This is a genomic window from Rhodococcus sp. P4_F3_2 (genome assembly GCF_056401335.1).
Genome location: NZ_JBFUJN010000036.1, coordinates 1 through 14,863 on the forward strand (window position 1 = coordinate 1; position 14,863 = coordinate 14,863).

Below are 14,863 nucleotides of genomic sequence, written 5' to 3' on the forward strand. Positions count from 1 at the left end.
CCCCGCAGTTTTTTGATTCGCCGGATTCATCGCACGAGTTTGGTTTCCAAAGCGCCGACGAGTTCGGGAGCAAGGTCCAACCCGGTGGTCAGATAGTTCTCGACGGTCCCGTAGTGGTGCTCCACCTGCTCGAAGGCAGCGCCCAGGTAACTTGCGTCGACGGACAGCAGCAACCGGATCACCTCGCCCTTGTCTGCATCTGTGGCGGCGGCGATCGTTGCGACCGTCGCATCGATGTACTCGGCCGAGTACGTATTCGTGAGCAGGTAGTCCGCCATGATCGTTTCGCGCGGTACACCGGCGAGTGTCTGCAGTAGTGCTGCTGCCCAGCCTGTTCGGTCCTTGCCTGCCGTGCAGTGGAAGAGTTGCGGCCCGGCGGTAGTGGCCAGGGCGGCGAACAACTGCGAGAATCCGCTGCGAGTGACGGGGTCTGCGACAAAGCTGCGATTGATGTTCTGCATGAAAGCTGTTGCAGCGTCCGCTGTTCTGAGAGCCATCGCTTCGGCGTGGATGTTGCCGGACAGGATGGGAATGTGGGCGTACATCGCTGGCGCAGGCACGGTGTCGGGAGTTTCGTTCGCCTCGGTTTCGGAGCGCACGTCGTAGACGGCGGTCAGCCCCAGCGATTCCACGATTGCAAGATCCTCAGGCGAGGGCGTCAGCACGTTTGCGCGGTAGAAAACTCCGCGGCTCATCGCCTGTCCGCTGGTCGTGACGTACCCGGGGCCGGCCACGTCGCGGAAGTTGTGAATCGAAGCAAGACGTGGTGTGTCAGGCAAGGGTATGTCGGGCAGGGCAGTGTCGGGCAGGGCAGTGTCGGGCAGGGCAGTGTCGGAAAGCATGGAGCCGGCCTTTCGGAGGTAGAGTCGCGTCAACTTGAAAAACTACTGAATCGGTATCTCGACAGTGTGATCGATGCCACTGACCAAGAGTCGTGCCTGGCCGGGTGCAAAGTCATGTGCGAGGCGGGTATGTGGTCAGGCTATCTGTGCGCGCCTGTATGGTGTTATCGGTTGTAGTTGTCCCTATTGGATTGGTGGACGTAGACAGACATGAAACTGTTCCTGGATATCCTGCTGGTCATCACCAGCTTGCTCCTCATCGCCTTGGTGCTCCTGCACCGCGGTAAGGGCGGCGGTTTGTCGAGTCTGTTCGGTGGCGGTGTCCAGTCCAGCCTGTCCGGATCGACTGTTGTCGAGAAGAACCTCGACCGGTTGACGGTCTTCACCGCGTTGATCTGGCTCATCTCGATCGTCGGCATCGGCCTGGAGATCAAGTTCGCCTGATTCTCGGCTCATGACTTGCAGCCGGTAGTTTTTCACACACGAATTTCAGACACGGAACCCCGCCTATCGAGCGGGGTTCTTTGTTTCGGTCGATAATTGAGTGATGACTGAAACCGCGTCGCATCGAGAAACACCGCGAGAGGCCACCGAGCCGCTGCGCGAAGACATCCGGCTTCTCGGTGGAATACTCGGACAAATAGTGCGAGAGCAAGCCGGCGACAATGTTTTCGATCTGGTCGAGCGAGCTCGTGTCGAGTCGTTCCGAGTCCGTCGGTCGGAGATCGACCGCGCCGAACTGGTGTCGCTGTTCGCCGAAATCAGTACGGACGACGCCATTCCCGTCATTCGTGCGTTCAGTCACTTCGCGCTGCTCGCCAACCTGGCCGAGGACATCCACCGCGAGCGTCGACGGGCCATCCACGTCAACGCGGGTGAACCGCCCCGCGACAGCACTCTCGCCGCCACGTACACCAAACTCGATGCAGCCGATATCGATTCGGCTACCGTCGAAGAAGCGCTGCGGGGCGCCCTGGTCTCACCCGTCATCACCGCTCACCCGACGGAGACTCGACGCCGCACGGTGTTCGAGACGCAGAGTCGGATCACCGAGTTGATGCGATACCGCGAGCGCACGGCGCTGAGCGTCGCAGAAACCGCTGACGTCGATCTGCAATTGCGCCGTCAGATTCTGACCCTGTGGCAGACGGCTCTGATCCGGCTCAGCCGCCTCCGTATCCAGGATGAAATCGAGGTAGGCCTGCGCTACTACGACGCGGCGTTGTTCGAGGTGATTCCGAAGATCAATGCCGAGGTCCGCAAAGCTCTGCGCACGCGTTGGCCGGACGCCGGGCTCCTGCCGGAACCGATCCTGAGGCCGGGTTCGTGGATTGGCGGTGACCGGGACGGCAATCCGTACGTGACCGGCGAAATCGTCCAGCGCGCCACGTCGCGCGCTGCGGCGACTGCTCTCGAGCATCATCTCGAGGAACTCGAACATCTAGAGCGTGAACTGTCGATGTCGGCGCGGCTGGTGTCCGTCACGCCCGAACTCGATCTGCTGGCGTCTACCTCTGGCGACGATTCTGCATTCCGGGCCGACGAGCCGTACCGTCGTGCGATTCGCGGTATCCGCGGGCGATTGAGCGCAACCGCACTGACGGTACTGGGGGAGTTGCCCGCCCACGGCTCCGACGACGGACTCGAGGCGTACACCGACCCGGCACAACTGCAGCGGGATCTCGGAATCATCGACACCTCGTTGCGTCGTTTCGGCGACGAGACCATCGCCGACGATCGACTCGACCGGCTCCGAGAAGCGGTGGAGGTGTTCGGCTTTCACCTGTCCGGTCTGGATATGCGGCAGAACTCCGAGGTACACGAAAGCGTCGTCGCAGAACTTCTGGCGTGGGCCGGAGTTCACCCGGACTACACGTCCTTGCCGGAAGCCGATCGAGTCGAACTGCTGTCGGCCGAGTTGACGACGCGGCGACCACTGACTTCGCCGGACGCCGAGTTCAGCGAATTGACCACCAAGGAACTGGCCATCATGGCGGCCGGCGCCAAGGCAGTGCGGGTTCTCGGAGCGGGCGCAGTACCCAACTACATCATCAGCATGTGTACCTCGGTCAGCGACATGCTCGAAGCTGCGGTGCTGCTCAAAGAGGTCGGGGTGCTCGATCCGGGCGTCGGTAGCGAACCCTCCTGCCCGATCGGCATCGTCCCGTTGTTCGAGACGATCGAGGATCTGCAGGGCGGCGCCGACACATTGCTGGCGACGCTCGACATCCCGATCTATCGTGCGATCGTCCGTTCGCGCGGTGACAGTCAGGAAGTGATGCTCGGGTACTCCGACTCGAACAAGGACGGCGGGTACTTGGCCGCCAACTGGGCGCTGTACCGTGCCGAACTCGACCTCGTCGATGCCGCGCGTAAGAGCGGAATCAGGTTGAGGCTCTTCCACGGCCGCGGCGGAACCGTCGGACGTGGCGGCGGACCGAGCTACGAAGCGATTCTCGCGCAGCCCCCCGGCGCAGTCGCTGGTTCTCTGCGAATCACCGAGCAGGGTGAGGTGATTGCGGCCAAGTACGCCGAACCGCGTCTGGCGCACCGCAACCTCGAAACACTCATCGCCGCGACTATCGAGTCGACGTTGCTCGACGTCGAAGGTCTTGGCAGCGACGCAGATGCGGCCTACGCGGTGTTGGACGAGTTGGCGGCACTCGCCCGCACCGCGTACAGCGAATTGGTGCACGACACACCAGGATTCGTGCAGTACTTCGAAGCATCGACACCGGTCGCCGAGATCGGAGCACTCAATATCGGCTCTCGTCCGGCCTCTCGCAAGCAGACCAAGGCGATTTCCGATCTGCGTGCCATTCCTTGGGTGCTCTCGTGGAGTCAGTCTCGCGTGATGCTTCCGGGTTGGTACGGAACCGGCGCCGCGTTCGAAAGATGGATAGACGGAGACGACACTCGCCTTGCCACGTTGACGGCCCTGTACGAGAAGTGGCCGTTCTTCCGAACCGTGCTCTCGAACATGGCCATGGTGATGTCGAAGTCTGATCTCGGTTTGGCGGCCCGCTACGCGGACCTCGTGCCCGACGCCGAACTGCGCGATCGAGTCTTCGGAATGATCACCGACGAGCACGAACGCACAATTCGCATGTACAAGGCAATCACAGGCAACGAGAACCTCTTTGCCGACAACTCGGGCCTCGAGCGTTCGGTTCACAACCGGTTCCCGTACCTCGAACCACTCAACCATCTACAGGTCGAGCTGATCCGTCGGTACCGTTCCGGCGACGAGAGCGATCAGGTGCGTCGGGGTATCCAGCTGACGATGAACGGCCTGGCCACTGCGCTTCGTAACAGTGGCTAGGTAACAGCGGCTGGTTCTGCAGGTTTACCAGGGTGTGCGTGCGGCGACTCTAGAGCTGTCGCACGCACACCCAACGCTGCGCACCGGACCGAACGGGGACCGCAGTGGATCTGCAATTGGACGGACGAACTGCCGTGGTTACCGGCGCGGGAAAAGGTATCGGGTTGGCGATCACTCGTGCCTTGGTGGCCGAGGGAGTCCACGTCGTCGCGGGCTCGCGGACGCTCTCGCCGGAACTCGAATCGCTGCAGTCCGGCGGCGCCGTCACCTTTGTCGGCGTCGACCTCGCGAGTGTCGAAGGATCCACCCGACTGCTCGAGGTTGCAGCAGCGAGGGGCGGCGTCGACATCTTGGTCAACAACGTCGGCGCCGTCACTCCGAGAACGAGCGGCTTCGCGGCTATCACGGACGAAGAGTGGGCGTCGTCGTTCAATCTGACGTTCTTGTCGGCTGTACGCACTGTTCGCGCTGCGCTGCCGGAGTTGATCCGCCGAGGTGGCGGGAGCATCGTGACGATCAGTTCGGTCAACGCATTCTTGCCTGACCCGACGGTGATCGACTACAGCGCCGCCAAAGCGGCGTTGACCAACTTCTCGAAGTCGTTGTCGAAAGAACTGGGCGGGAAGGGGATCCGCGTCAATACCGTCAGCCCTGGTCCGGTGCAGACGGAGTTGTGGCTCGGCAAGCACGGAGTGGCCTCGACGCTGGCGAAGGCGAATGGTTCAGCCGCCGACGATATCGTCGAAAGTGCGGCCGCCGGCGCCGAGACGGGCCGCTTCACCTTTCCCGAAGAGGTAGCGGACCTGGTGTTGTTCCTCGCCAGCGATCGCGCGGGGAACGTGACGGGCGCGGATTTCGTGATCGACGGCGGGCTGATCAAGACCTTGTGATCATTGCTGCCTGAAACCTGATCATGTGCGCGACGGACGACGACATGATGCACAGGATCACTGCAGACGCGATGACCACCCACAGTCCCCACCCGATGGACGGTCCGGCGGTGTGCCCTGCGACCTCGGTACTACGTCGCACAATGGACGCGGCGTTTCCGACGGCAACGATCAAGACGGCGATTCCCACCAGCGGTCCCGTGCAGTGATTCTTCATCTCGGGCGTGACGTCTCGAACCATGAGGGTGATCAGCGCGGTTACCGAGCCCAGAGCGAGGACGAGTGTGATCACTCCGCATTCGTCGATACCACTGTGGTCGAGGGCGGAGGACGACGTCCACGGGCCGAGGCTTCCGGCGACGATCCCGGCGCACGCCCACAGCGATCCGATGAGGCTAGGTCCGAAACGGTCGGGCATGAGGGAGGGAATCGTGCGGGTCGACGGCGGCTGAAACCCGAAGGCGCGTTGGTGATCCGGCTGATTGGGTGTGAACGTCACGCGACGGACCACCTTTCCTCCGCGCCGTCGTGGCGCCCAATCCAATGCTTTTTCGGAGTCTAGGGCCGCCCACTTCACTTTTTGCCGAATCGAGCGAAATTGATCGAACCGGCAGTACCAGTCAGTGCACGAAGTCCAGAGCTTCCTTGATCCACGCATTGAACTCGACGTTCGAACTCGTCCCGGTTCGGTCGACGACGATCCATCCCTTGCTCATCGGCTTACCCCGCATCTCGGGCCAACTTGCACCCTTGTGCGTCAGGAGTTCGTCAACTCGATCGGGGTCACACCGAACCATGATGTTGCCGTGTGAGTTCGCACTGGCGGCCAGCTTCCCGTTCACCATGAAGCTCAGCCCACCGAACATCTTTACTTCTTCGACGTCGCTCTCGCCCGAGAGCGCATCGCGGATACGCTCAGCCAGCGCCTTGTCGTATGCCATGGAGGCCTCCTGGGGTGGAGTTCCAGGTTAGATCAGGTGGCGCAGGTACGTCTGCGGGTCGTGAAGGAACCGCTGCCAGTTCGAGACCAGATCGAGGTCCTCCCAGCTCGCGGCTCGGATTCCCCATTCGCCGATCTCGAGCAGATTGGCGTTCGGCAGTGCCGCGATGATCGGCGAGTGCGTCGCGATCACCGCCTGCGCGCCGGATTCCACCAGCTCACCGAGCAGCGCGACCAGCGTCAAGGTCCCTTGGAAAGAGAGTGCGGCATCGGGTTCGTCGATGAGATAGAAGCCGCCGTCGGAGGTCCTCGACGACAAGATCTCGAGCAGCGCCTCACCGTGGGAAAGGTGATGGTAAAGCGGTTCAGGTCGCCTGGGGTTGGGGTTCTCCTCCAAATACGTGTACAACCCGTGCAAGGTTTCGTCTCGGAGGTAGTACGCCCACTTCGACGCGCCGGGGCTCCGCTCGACCACAAGGTCGAGGCCGCTCGGTTCACTCGATCTGGTCTGATATCGCGTATTGGTAGACCCGCCTTCGGCATTGAGACCGAGAACGGCGGCAAGAATTTCGATGACGGTCGACTTCCCCGCTCCGTTTTCGCCGACCAGAATGGTGACACCCGGTGGAAGTTCAAGACCGTCCCGAACGATCTGCGCAACCGCGGGCACCGTCATCGGCCAGCTGCCTACGTCAGCGCCCGACGATGTCCCGGCCTTGATGCGTCGGATGGGTTGTCTCTGCACGGCCATACGCTCTCACAAGGCTCCGACGGGAACTGAGGTTAGTGGCGCTGCGCGAGCAATTCGACGATTCGAGCCACGAGATCGAGGCGGATCGGTTTGTTCAGCGGGAACCTCACGGTTGATTTCGCAGCCCGGTACGGGTCGACGGACTTCTCGAACTCTGCGTCACCTGCGGGGAGTGGGTACATCGAGATGTGGTGTTTCCAGCCTGCGAAGTGAACCAGGTTCTTCCCATTCACCGTCATGGTCGGCATCCGATAGCTGATGGTCTCATCGAGGCCGGGAACAGTGCTGTGGATCGTCTCGCGGATGCTACCGAGGGATCGCTGCACGTCGGTGGGAAACGACGCGATGTATTCGTCGATCGTCGCGAATTCGGCCATGAAACGGATCTTAATCACTGTCGGATTCAGTTGGCTCGCCAAAAATCGGGGCGGCTGCCGTCGGTGTCGGTGAACCCGTATTCCGTTCCGAGTTCGCCTGAACTGACCGATCGCTGATTCCATCGCTTCCGATTCGAATCGGCGGCGAGGGCGGCGATCGCACGTCCTGTGAATCTTGGTGACTCGGAGCGGGCAAAATCCGGAGGTGCAGTCGGCCCATCCCGCTCCGGCGACAAAGCGTCACGCCAATTCGATTCGCCGACACCAAAATTGTCGAGCATCATCTCCGATCGCAGGAACCCCGGAGTGATGGCGACGGCAGTACAGCCGAACGGGGCAAGTTCGTGGCCTTGCGAAAATGCAAGCCTGTTCACGGACACCTTCGCCAGGTCGTAGAACACCGAGATGCGATAGTTCGATGCGTTGTATTCGGTAGTGCCGTCGGTTATTTCGGCGACCAGTCCGCCTGGCCGATCGATCATCAGCGGCAGGAGGTGGTGCGACGTGGTGATGTGGGTGTCGATCGCCAGGCGCAGAATGTGAAACCCCTTGTCCAGATCGTGTTCCCATACCGGCGTGTTCCACTCCGCCGGCCCACCCTTGAGTAGTTCCGCGCCCCAGATGTCATTGACCAAGATGTCGACATGTTGATAGTCGGCGCGCAAGCGTTCGGCGAGATCAGCCACTTGTTTGCTCTTGAGATGATCGACGGCAATCGGCACGCCGACGCCCCCCAGTTCGGTGACAAGCTCTGCCGTCTCCTCGATGGTTTCGCCGCGCGGATAGTCCGACTGAAGTATTCCGGCAGATGTGCTCCGGCCAGTGCAGATGACGGTTGCACCGGCCTCACCCAGGGCTGCGGCGATTCCGCGTCCGGCGCCCCTCGTCGCCCCGGCAACAACAGCCACTCGCCCGCGAAGTGCATCCGGATTCGGTGTCCACGACATTGTTCGATTGTTCTCGCCTGGATTGATTCGTTCAAGAGTGAAAGCGATCTACGGAACCGAACCCTACTTCGCGGCGTCCAAGGTAGTAATCGCTCGAAAGAACGAGACAGGGGGAGAGATGAATCGTTGTGCAGGGCAGAGTGCCCGTTGGAGACAAGGGATCTCGGGATTGAGTTCCGTTCCGTCAAAAGGAAATTCGCATCGGATCCGGACTCGGCGGGTAGTCATGACTCGCCACTGTGAAAATGTCCTCGATGTACCACCGGGCCGGGAATCGCCTGAAGACGATTCCCGGCCCGGTGTGAAATCAGATCCGTGAAATCAGATCAGAGCTGCGAGGCAGCGTCCGTATCGAGGAACCAACGCGTCGCCACCAAACCGGTGGCGCCGGCGGACGGCCAGTCCTCGGACGAAGCACCTCCGACGGCTTCGGCAACGGCCTCGGCCTTTGCAGCACCCGAGACGAGCAGCCAGACCTCTTTGGCACGCCGAACAGCAGGCAGCGTCAGGGTGATCCGTACCGGTGGCGGCTTGGGGGAGTCCGTCACCGCGACAACGAAACGAGCTTCTTCGCGAACGGCGTCGGTATGCGGGAACAACGAGTTGACGTGTCCTTCTCCACCCATACCGAGCAGGTGCACGTCGAACGTCGGAACCTGATTGCCGTGTGCCTGAGCGCCCAGCAGTTGTTCGTACGCCGTCGCCGCCCCGTGCGGATCACCGTCGTAGATACCGTCGGAGGCGGCCATCGCATGCACCCTGTCGGGATCGACCGGCACGTGATCGAGAAGCGCCTCACGAGCCTGGACTTCGTTCCGCTCGGGATCGCCGGACGGCAGGAACCGCTCGTCGCCCCAGTACAGATCGATCTGCGACCAGTCGATGTCGCCGGGAGCGTCACGCAACTTCTCGAGAAGTGCGATCCCGGTWCCGCCACCCGTCAGAACGATGGATGCGAACCCGCGAGCCCTCTGGGCATCAACGATCGTCGTGACCAGGCGTGCGGCAGCGGCATCGACCAGTTGGCCGGCGTCGGAAAACTTCTCTACGACAACATCACTCATAGGTCACCTTCTCCAATCCAGCCAGCGCTTCTTCGTAGATCTCGTCCGGATCGAGCCGACGCAATTCCTCGGCGAGGCAATCGCGCGTCTCTCGACGACCGAGCGAGACCAGCGAGTCGGGCTGACCGGTGCGGATCAGGGTTGCGGTCGTACCCTCCTGTGGGCGGCTGATGGAGATGCTGCGAGTCTCCAGCTTCAGCTCGACGGTGAGCTCACCCGTACGTCGGATGACCGGACCGTCGATCTTGGCAGCCAACCAACCGGCGAGAATATCCAGTGCCGGTTCGGTTTTGAGACCGGAGACCACCGCTGAGGTGATCTTCTCGTGCGGCGGCTGATCGAGAGCCGACGCGAGCAGTGCGCGCCAGTAGGTGACGCGACTCCAGGCGAGATCGGTGTCACCGGCGGTGTACGACGCGAGTCGTCCCTTGATGGTGGCAGTCGGATCCGGGGCACCGGTGGCGTCGGTGATACGACGGATCGCAAGCTTTCCGACGGGGTCCTTCGCCGGAATCTCAGGTGCCTCGAGGGGCCACCACGCGACTACCGGTGTGTCGGGGAGCAGGAACGGGATGACGACGCTGCTCTCGTGGTCCGCCAGGGGACCGTAGAGGCGCAGCACCACGACCTCAGAGGCGCCGGCATCCCCACCGACGCGGATCTGAGCATCGAGCCGAGGCTCGCTCTGCTCGTCGCCACGCAGAAGCACGATGACGCGGCAGGGGTGCTCGCGGCTTGCTTCGTTGGCGGCCTCGATTGCGGCCTCGGCGTTCCCGGTGTCCCTGGTGCAGACGACAAGCGTGAGCACACGTCCCAAGGTGACAGCGCCGCCGGTCTTACGTACCTCGACCAGTTTCTTGCTGACCTGGACCGTGGTGGTGGAGGGCAAATCGAGAATCACTAGGGTCGCCTCCATTCGCGTCCGGTGCGTTGCATCATTTCGTCCGCAGACGGTGGTCCCCACGTTCCAGCCTCGTAGGGTTCCGGCTTGCCGCCGGCTGCCCAGTGTTCGAGGACGGGATCGAGGATTTCCCAAGACAATTCGACTTCGGCATTGACGGGGAAGAGAGACGGCTCGCCGAGCAACACGTCGAGGATGAGTCGCTCGTACGCCTCCGGTGACGACTCGGTGAAAGCCTGACCGTACGAGAAGTCCATGTTGACGTCACGGACTTCCATGCTCGATCCGGGAACCTTCGAGCCGAACCGCATGGTGACGCCCTCGTCAGGCTGCACGCGGATCACGAGTGCGTTCTGGCYGAGATCTTCGGTCATGGTCTTGTCGAACGGCAGGTGTGGTGCGCGCTTGAAGACCACTGCGATCTCGGTGACGCGGCGGCCGAGACGCTTGCCCGTGCGCAGGTAGAACGGCACGCCCGCCCAGCGACGGGTGTCGACCTCGAGGGTGATGGCGGCAAAGGTCTCCGTTGTGGAGTCCGCTGCGAAGCCCTCTTCTTCGAGGAGTCCGACTACCGGCAACCCGCCCTGCCAACCACCTTCGTATTGTCCGCGGGCAGTGGTCTCGTCGAGTGGTTCGGCCAGACGCGTTGCCGAAAGAACCTTGATCTTCTCCGCCTGCAGATTGAGCGGTTCGAAGCTGATGGGTTCTTCCATCGCCGTGAACGCGAGCAATTGGAGCAGGTGGTTCTGGATCACGTCACGGGCCGCGCCGATGCCGTCGTAGTACCCGGCACGGCCACCGAGGCCGATGTCCTCGGCCATCGTGATCTGGACGTGGTCGACGTAGTGCGCGTTCCAGATCGGATCGAACAACTGGTTCGCGAAGCGCAGAGCCAGGATGTTCTGGACCGTTTCCTTGCCGAGATAGTGGTCGATACGGAAGACCGTGTCCTCGGGGAACACCTTGTTGACGACGGCGTTCAGTTCGCGAGCGCTCTCGAGGTCGTGACCGAACGGCTTCTCGATGACAACTCGTCGCCACTGACCGTCCTCGGCCTGCGCGAGGCCCGACGCCGACAGTTGCTCGAGCACCTGAGGAAACGCGTTGGGCGGAATCGCAAGGTAGAACCCGTGATTGCCGCCGATACCACGTTCGTTGTCGAGGGTGGCCAACGTCTCGGACAGGTTCTGGAAGGCCTCGGCCTCGTCGAAACTGCCCTCCACGAACCGGATACCTTCGGCGAGCCTCTCCCAGACGTCCTGACGGAACTTCGTGCGAGCACCGTCCTTGACTGCTTCGAGGACGACGTTCGCGAAGTCCTCGTCCGTCCATTCACGCCGGGCGAACCCGACCAGAGCGAATCCGGGCGGCAACAGTCCACGGTTGGCGAGGTCGTAGATGGCTGGCATGAGCTTGCGCCTGGCGAGGTCGCCGGTAACACCGAAGATCACCAGGGCGCAGGGCCCCGCAATGTGCGGAAGCCGTTTGTCGGTGCTGTCCCGAAGGGGATTCACCCAATCTGATGCCGCCGCGGAATCGCTCACAGGCTCAGCTCTTCTGGGTTGCTGTGCGAAGCTGCTCGGCAGTTGCGTCGAGCAACTCGTTCCAGGACACCTCGAACTTGTCGACGCCCTCGGTCTCGAGGACCTTGAACACGTCCGCAAGATCGATGCCGACAGCTGCGAGCTGATCGAAGACGACCTGCGAGTCCTGAGCGGTGCCCGAAATCGTGTCGCCCGTGATCTCACCATGGTCGGCGAGAGCGTCGAGCGTCTTCTCCGGCATGGTGTTGACCGTGTTGGGCGCAACCAGCTCGGTGACGTAGAGCGTGTCCGGGTAATCCGGGTTCTTCACGCCGGTCGACGCCCACAGCGGGCGCTGAGCCTTGGCGCCATCGGCCAGGAGAGCCTGGAAGCGCGGCTGCACCTCGAAGATCTGCTGGTACGCGTTGTACGCCAGACGAGCGTTTGCGAGTGCAGCCTTGCCACGAAGCTCGAGAGCTTCCGGCGTGCCGATCGCCGTGAGGCGGTTGTCGATCTCGGAATCCACACGGGAGACGAAGAACGAGGCGACCGACTCGATGGACGAGATGTCGCGGCCGGCAGCCTTGGCGGTGTCCAGACCGTCGAGGTACGCGCCCATGACAGCTTCGTAGCGCTCGACCGAGAAGATCAAAGTGACGTTGACGCTGATGCCTTCACCGATCACCTTGGCGATGGCGGGGATACCGGCCAGCGTCGCGGGGATCTTGATGAGGACATTCGGGCGGTCGACGATCTTGTGCAGCTCGATCGCCTGCGCGACAGTCGCGTCGGTGTCGTGCGCCAGACGAGGATCGACCTCGATGGACACGCGGCCGTCGACGCCGTTCGAGGCCTCGAACTGCGGGGCCAGGATGTCGCACGCAGCGCGCACGTCGTCGGTGGTGACGGCCGTGATGGTGGCGTCGACATCAGCGCCGCGCTCGGCCAACTCGCGAACCTGAGCGTCGTAGTCCGAGCCCTTGGACAGTGCCGCCTGGAAGATCGACGGGTTGGTCGTGACACCCACGATCGACTTCGTGTCGATGAGGTTCTGCAGGTTGCCGGACTGGATGCGATCTCGCGAGAGGTCGTCGAGCCAGATGGAAACGCCTGCAGCGGAGAGCTTTTCGGTATTCACGTTCTGTGTCATCGAGATCATCCCTTCACAGATGCGAGGGAGCGCTGCGCGGCTTCGACAGTCGCGTCGGCAGTGATGCCGAACTCCCGGTACAAGGTCTTGTAATCGGCGGAAGCGCCGTAATGCTCGAGCGAGACGGCCTGGCCGGCGTCGCCGAGGATGCGCCACCACGGCATTGCGATACCGGCTTCGACGGACACGCGTGCGCGGACGGCGGGCGGAATGACCTCGTCGCGGTACGCCTGATCCTGCTCGAGGAACCAGTCGAGGCACGGCACGGAAACGACGCGGGTTGCGACACCCTGAGCTTCGAGGGTCTCGCGAGCCTCGGTGGCCAGATGCAGTTCGGAACCGGTCGCAAGCAAGATGACCTCGGGCGAACCGTTGGCAGCGTCGACGAGGACGTAAGCGCCGCGCTTGACGCCTTCGGCAGCCTTCTCCTTGGTGCCTTCGAGAACCGGGATGTCCTGGCGGGTGAGCGCCAGAGCCGTCGGGCCCGTCTTGTTCTCGAGTGCTGCCTGCCATGCGAACGAGGTCTCGTTGGCGTCACCCGGGCGGACGACGGCGAGGTTCGGGATCGCACGAAGAGCAGCGAGGTGCTCGACCGGCTGGTGAGTCGGGCCGTCTTCGCCGAGACCGATCGAGTCGTGGGTCCAGACGTAGGTGACGGCAGTCTTCATCAGTGCAGCCAGGCGAACCGCCGGACGCATGTAGTCGGAGAAGACCATGAAGGTTCCGCCGTACGGGCGGGTCGGGCCGTGCAGCGCGATGCCATTGAGGATCGAGCCCATCGCGTGCTCACGGATACCGAAGTGAAGCGTGCGGCCGTAAGGCTGCGCAGTCCAGTCGCTCGTGGAGATGGAGAAGGGGCCGAACGAATCCGCGCCCTTGATGGTGGTGTTGTTGCTGCCGGCGAGGTCGGCGGAACCGCCCCACAGCTCGGGCAGGATCGGTCCGAGCGCGTTGAGAGCCGAACCGGAGGCCTTGCGAGTCGCAACGCCCTTGGCGTCGGCCTCGTAGGTCGGGAGAGCGTCGGCCCAGCCGGCAGGGAACTCACCGGCGAACAGGCGGTCGAAGAGTTCCTTGCGCTCGGACTCACGTGCGGCCCACGCGTCGAACTCGACCTGCCATGCCTTGTGTGCGTCGGCTCCGCGCGAGACGACCTCACGGGCGTGAGCCAGAGCGTCGGCGTCTACGTCGAAGGACTTGCTCGGATCGAACCCGAGGGCTTCCTTGACCGCGGCGACCTCGTCGGCACCGAGTGCGGAGCCGTGAACGTCGCCGGTGTTCATCTTCTTCGGCGCCGGGAAACCGATGATGGTGCGGAGCAAGATGATGGACGGACGATCGACGACGGCCTTGGCTGCGGCAACCGCGTCGAGGATGCCGGAGACGTTCTCGCCGCCCTCGACGTGCTGAACGTGCCAGCCGTATGCCTCGTAGCGCTTTCCGACGTCTTCGCCGAGAGCGATGGCGGTGTCGTGCTCGATGGAGATCTTGTTGTCGTCGTAGAAGACGATCAGGTTGCCCAGTTCCTGGACACCCGCGAGTGACGACGCCTCGGAGGTGACGCCTTCCTCGATGTCACCGTCGGACGCGATCACGTAGATGTGATGGTCGAAGGGGGAGGAGCCGACCGGGGTCTCCGGATCGAACAGCCCGCGCTCACGACGCGCAGCCATGGCCATGCCGACTGCGGACGCAAGGCCCTGGCCGAGCGGACCGGTGGTCATCTCGACGCCGACGGTGTGGCCGACCTCGGGGTGACCGGGGGTCAGTGCGCCCCATGTGCGGAGAGCTTCGAGGTCAGCAAGCTCGAGACCGTAGCCCGAGAGGTAGAGCTGGGTGTACAGCGTCAAGGACGAATGGCCACAGGAAAGAACGAAGCGGTCACGGCCGACCCATTCTGCATCCGAAGGATCGTGGCGCATGATGCGCTGAAAGAGGGTGTATGCCAACGGCGCCAAGCTCATTGCAGTTCCGGGATGGCCGTTGCCGACCTTCTGAACCGCGTCGGCGGCGAGCACGCGGGCGGTATCGACAGCCTTGGTGTCCAGGTCGGTCCAGTCCGAGGGGTGGACGGGTTGCGTGAGGACGTGGATCTCGTCTGTGATCGACACTGGCAGATGTCTCCTGACATGGTGTACGTGGATTGCGAGGGTGGGGTG

At 62.8% G+C, this 14,863-nt stretch carries 14 protein-coding genes; 3 read left to right on the plus strand and 11 right to left on the minus strand.

The features are described 5' to 3' along the window. Nucleotides 1-26: 26 nt before the first annotated feature. Nucleotides 27-842 carry a tyrosine-protein phosphatase gene (locus AC1DWA_RS27505; protein WP_070386055.1) on the minus strand — a complete coding sequence of 272 codons (816 nt, stop codon included), beginning with the start codon at nucleotides 840-842 and terminating at the stop codon, nucleotides 27-29. Nucleotides 843-1,052: 210 nt separating this feature from the next. Between AC1DWA_RS27505 and secG the strand changes: the two genes are divergently transcribed. From secG to AC1DWA_RS27520, 3 genes are all read left to right on the plus strand, one after another. Continuing rightward, on the plus strand, nucleotides 1,053-1,286 hold the full coding sequence (gene secG / locus AC1DWA_RS27510; protein ID WP_003944946.1) for a preprotein translocase subunit SecG: 234 nt from the start codon (nucleotides 1,053-1,055) through the stop codon (nucleotides 1,284-1,286). A 103-nt stretch (nucleotides 1,287-1,389) separates the two neighbouring features. Further along, the gene (gene ppc, locus AC1DWA_RS27515) at nucleotides 1,390-4,164 is read left to right on the plus strand and encodes a phosphoenolpyruvate carboxylase (protein WP_029538096.1); all 2,775 of its coding nucleotides are present in this window, start codon (nucleotides 1,390-1,392) and stop codon (nucleotides 4,162-4,164) included. Nucleotides 4,165-4,268: 104 nt separating this feature from the next. Beyond that, on the plus strand, nucleotides 4,269-5,054 hold the full coding sequence (locus AC1DWA_RS27520; RefSeq protein ID WP_021344228.1) for an oxidoreductase: 786 nt from the start codon (nucleotides 4,269-4,271) through the stop codon (nucleotides 5,052-5,054). Here the strand turns inward: AC1DWA_RS27520 and AC1DWA_RS27525 are convergent. The 10 genes from AC1DWA_RS27525 to tkt form a co-directional block, all read right to left on the minus strand. Beyond that, nucleotides 5,041-5,553 carry a hypothetical protein gene (locus tag AC1DWA_RS27525; protein ID WP_279163864.1) on the minus strand — a complete coding sequence of 171 codons (513 nt, stop codon included), beginning with the start codon at nucleotides 5,551-5,553 and terminating at the stop codon, nucleotides 5,041-5,043. The two genes, AC1DWA_RS27520 and AC1DWA_RS27525, sit on opposite strands and share 14 nt — an antisense overlap. A gap of 121 nt (nucleotides 5,554-5,674) precedes the next feature. Then, nucleotides 5,675-5,995 carry a TfoX/Sxy family protein gene (locus AC1DWA_RS27530; protein WP_019748395.1) on the minus strand — a complete coding sequence of 107 codons (321 nt, stop codon included), beginning with the start codon at nucleotides 5,993-5,995 and terminating at the stop codon, nucleotides 5,675-5,677. 27 nt (nucleotides 5,996-6,022) lie between these two features. Then, nucleotides 6,023-6,745: an AAA family ATPase gene (locus AC1DWA_RS27535; RefSeq protein WP_141487297.1), complete on the minus strand. Its 723-nt coding sequence runs from the start codon at nucleotides 6,743-6,745 to the stop codon at nucleotides 6,023-6,025. Nucleotides 6,746-6,777: 32 nt separating this feature from the next. After that, entirely contained in the window at nucleotides 6,778-7,122 is a 345-nt protein-coding gene (locus AC1DWA_RS27540; RefSeq protein WP_477846630.1) for an iron chaperone, read from the minus strand. Between the two features lie 26 nt (nucleotides 7,123-7,148). Further along, entirely contained in the window at nucleotides 7,149-8,069 is a 921-nt protein-coding gene (locus tag AC1DWA_RS27545; RefSeq protein ID WP_019748398.1) for an SDR family oxidoreductase, read from the minus strand. Between the two features lie 326 nt (nucleotides 8,070-8,395). Continuing rightward, complete coding sequence (gene pgl, locus AC1DWA_RS27550) at nucleotides 8,396-9,133, minus strand: 6-phosphogluconolactonase (RefSeq protein WP_020907720.1); 738 nt, start codon at nucleotides 9,131-9,133, stop codon at nucleotides 8,396-8,398. Then, on the minus strand, nucleotides 9,126-10,034 hold the full coding sequence (opcA, locus tag AC1DWA_RS27555) for a glucose-6-phosphate dehydrogenase assembly protein OpcA (RefSeq protein ID WP_019748400.1): 909 nt from the start codon (nucleotides 10,032-10,034) through the stop codon (nucleotides 9,126-9,128). The genes pgl and opcA overlap by 8 nt, the downstream gene beginning before the upstream one ends. After that, a complete protein-coding gene (gene zwf, locus AC1DWA_RS27560; RefSeq protein ID WP_477917321.1) occupies nucleotides 10,034-11,578 on the minus strand; it encodes a glucose-6-phosphate dehydrogenase in 1,545 nt (514 codons plus the stop codon). Before zwf ends, opcA begins: the two co-directional genes overlap by 1 nt. Nucleotides 11,579-11,582: 4 nt before the next feature. Beyond that, the gene (gene tal, locus AC1DWA_RS27565) at nucleotides 11,583-12,707 is read right to left on the minus strand and encodes a transaldolase (protein ID WP_477846629.1); all 1,125 of its coding nucleotides are present in this window, start codon (nucleotides 12,705-12,707) and stop codon (nucleotides 11,583-11,585) included. 5 nt (nucleotides 12,708-12,712) lie between these two features. Continuing rightward, nucleotides 12,713-14,815 carry a transketolase gene (gene tkt, locus AC1DWA_RS27570; RefSeq protein ID WP_047888340.1) on the minus strand — a complete coding sequence of 701 codons (2,103 nt, stop codon included), beginning with the start codon at nucleotides 14,813-14,815 and terminating at the stop codon, nucleotides 12,713-12,715. Between the last annotated feature and the right edge of the window lie 48 nt (nucleotides 14,816-14,863).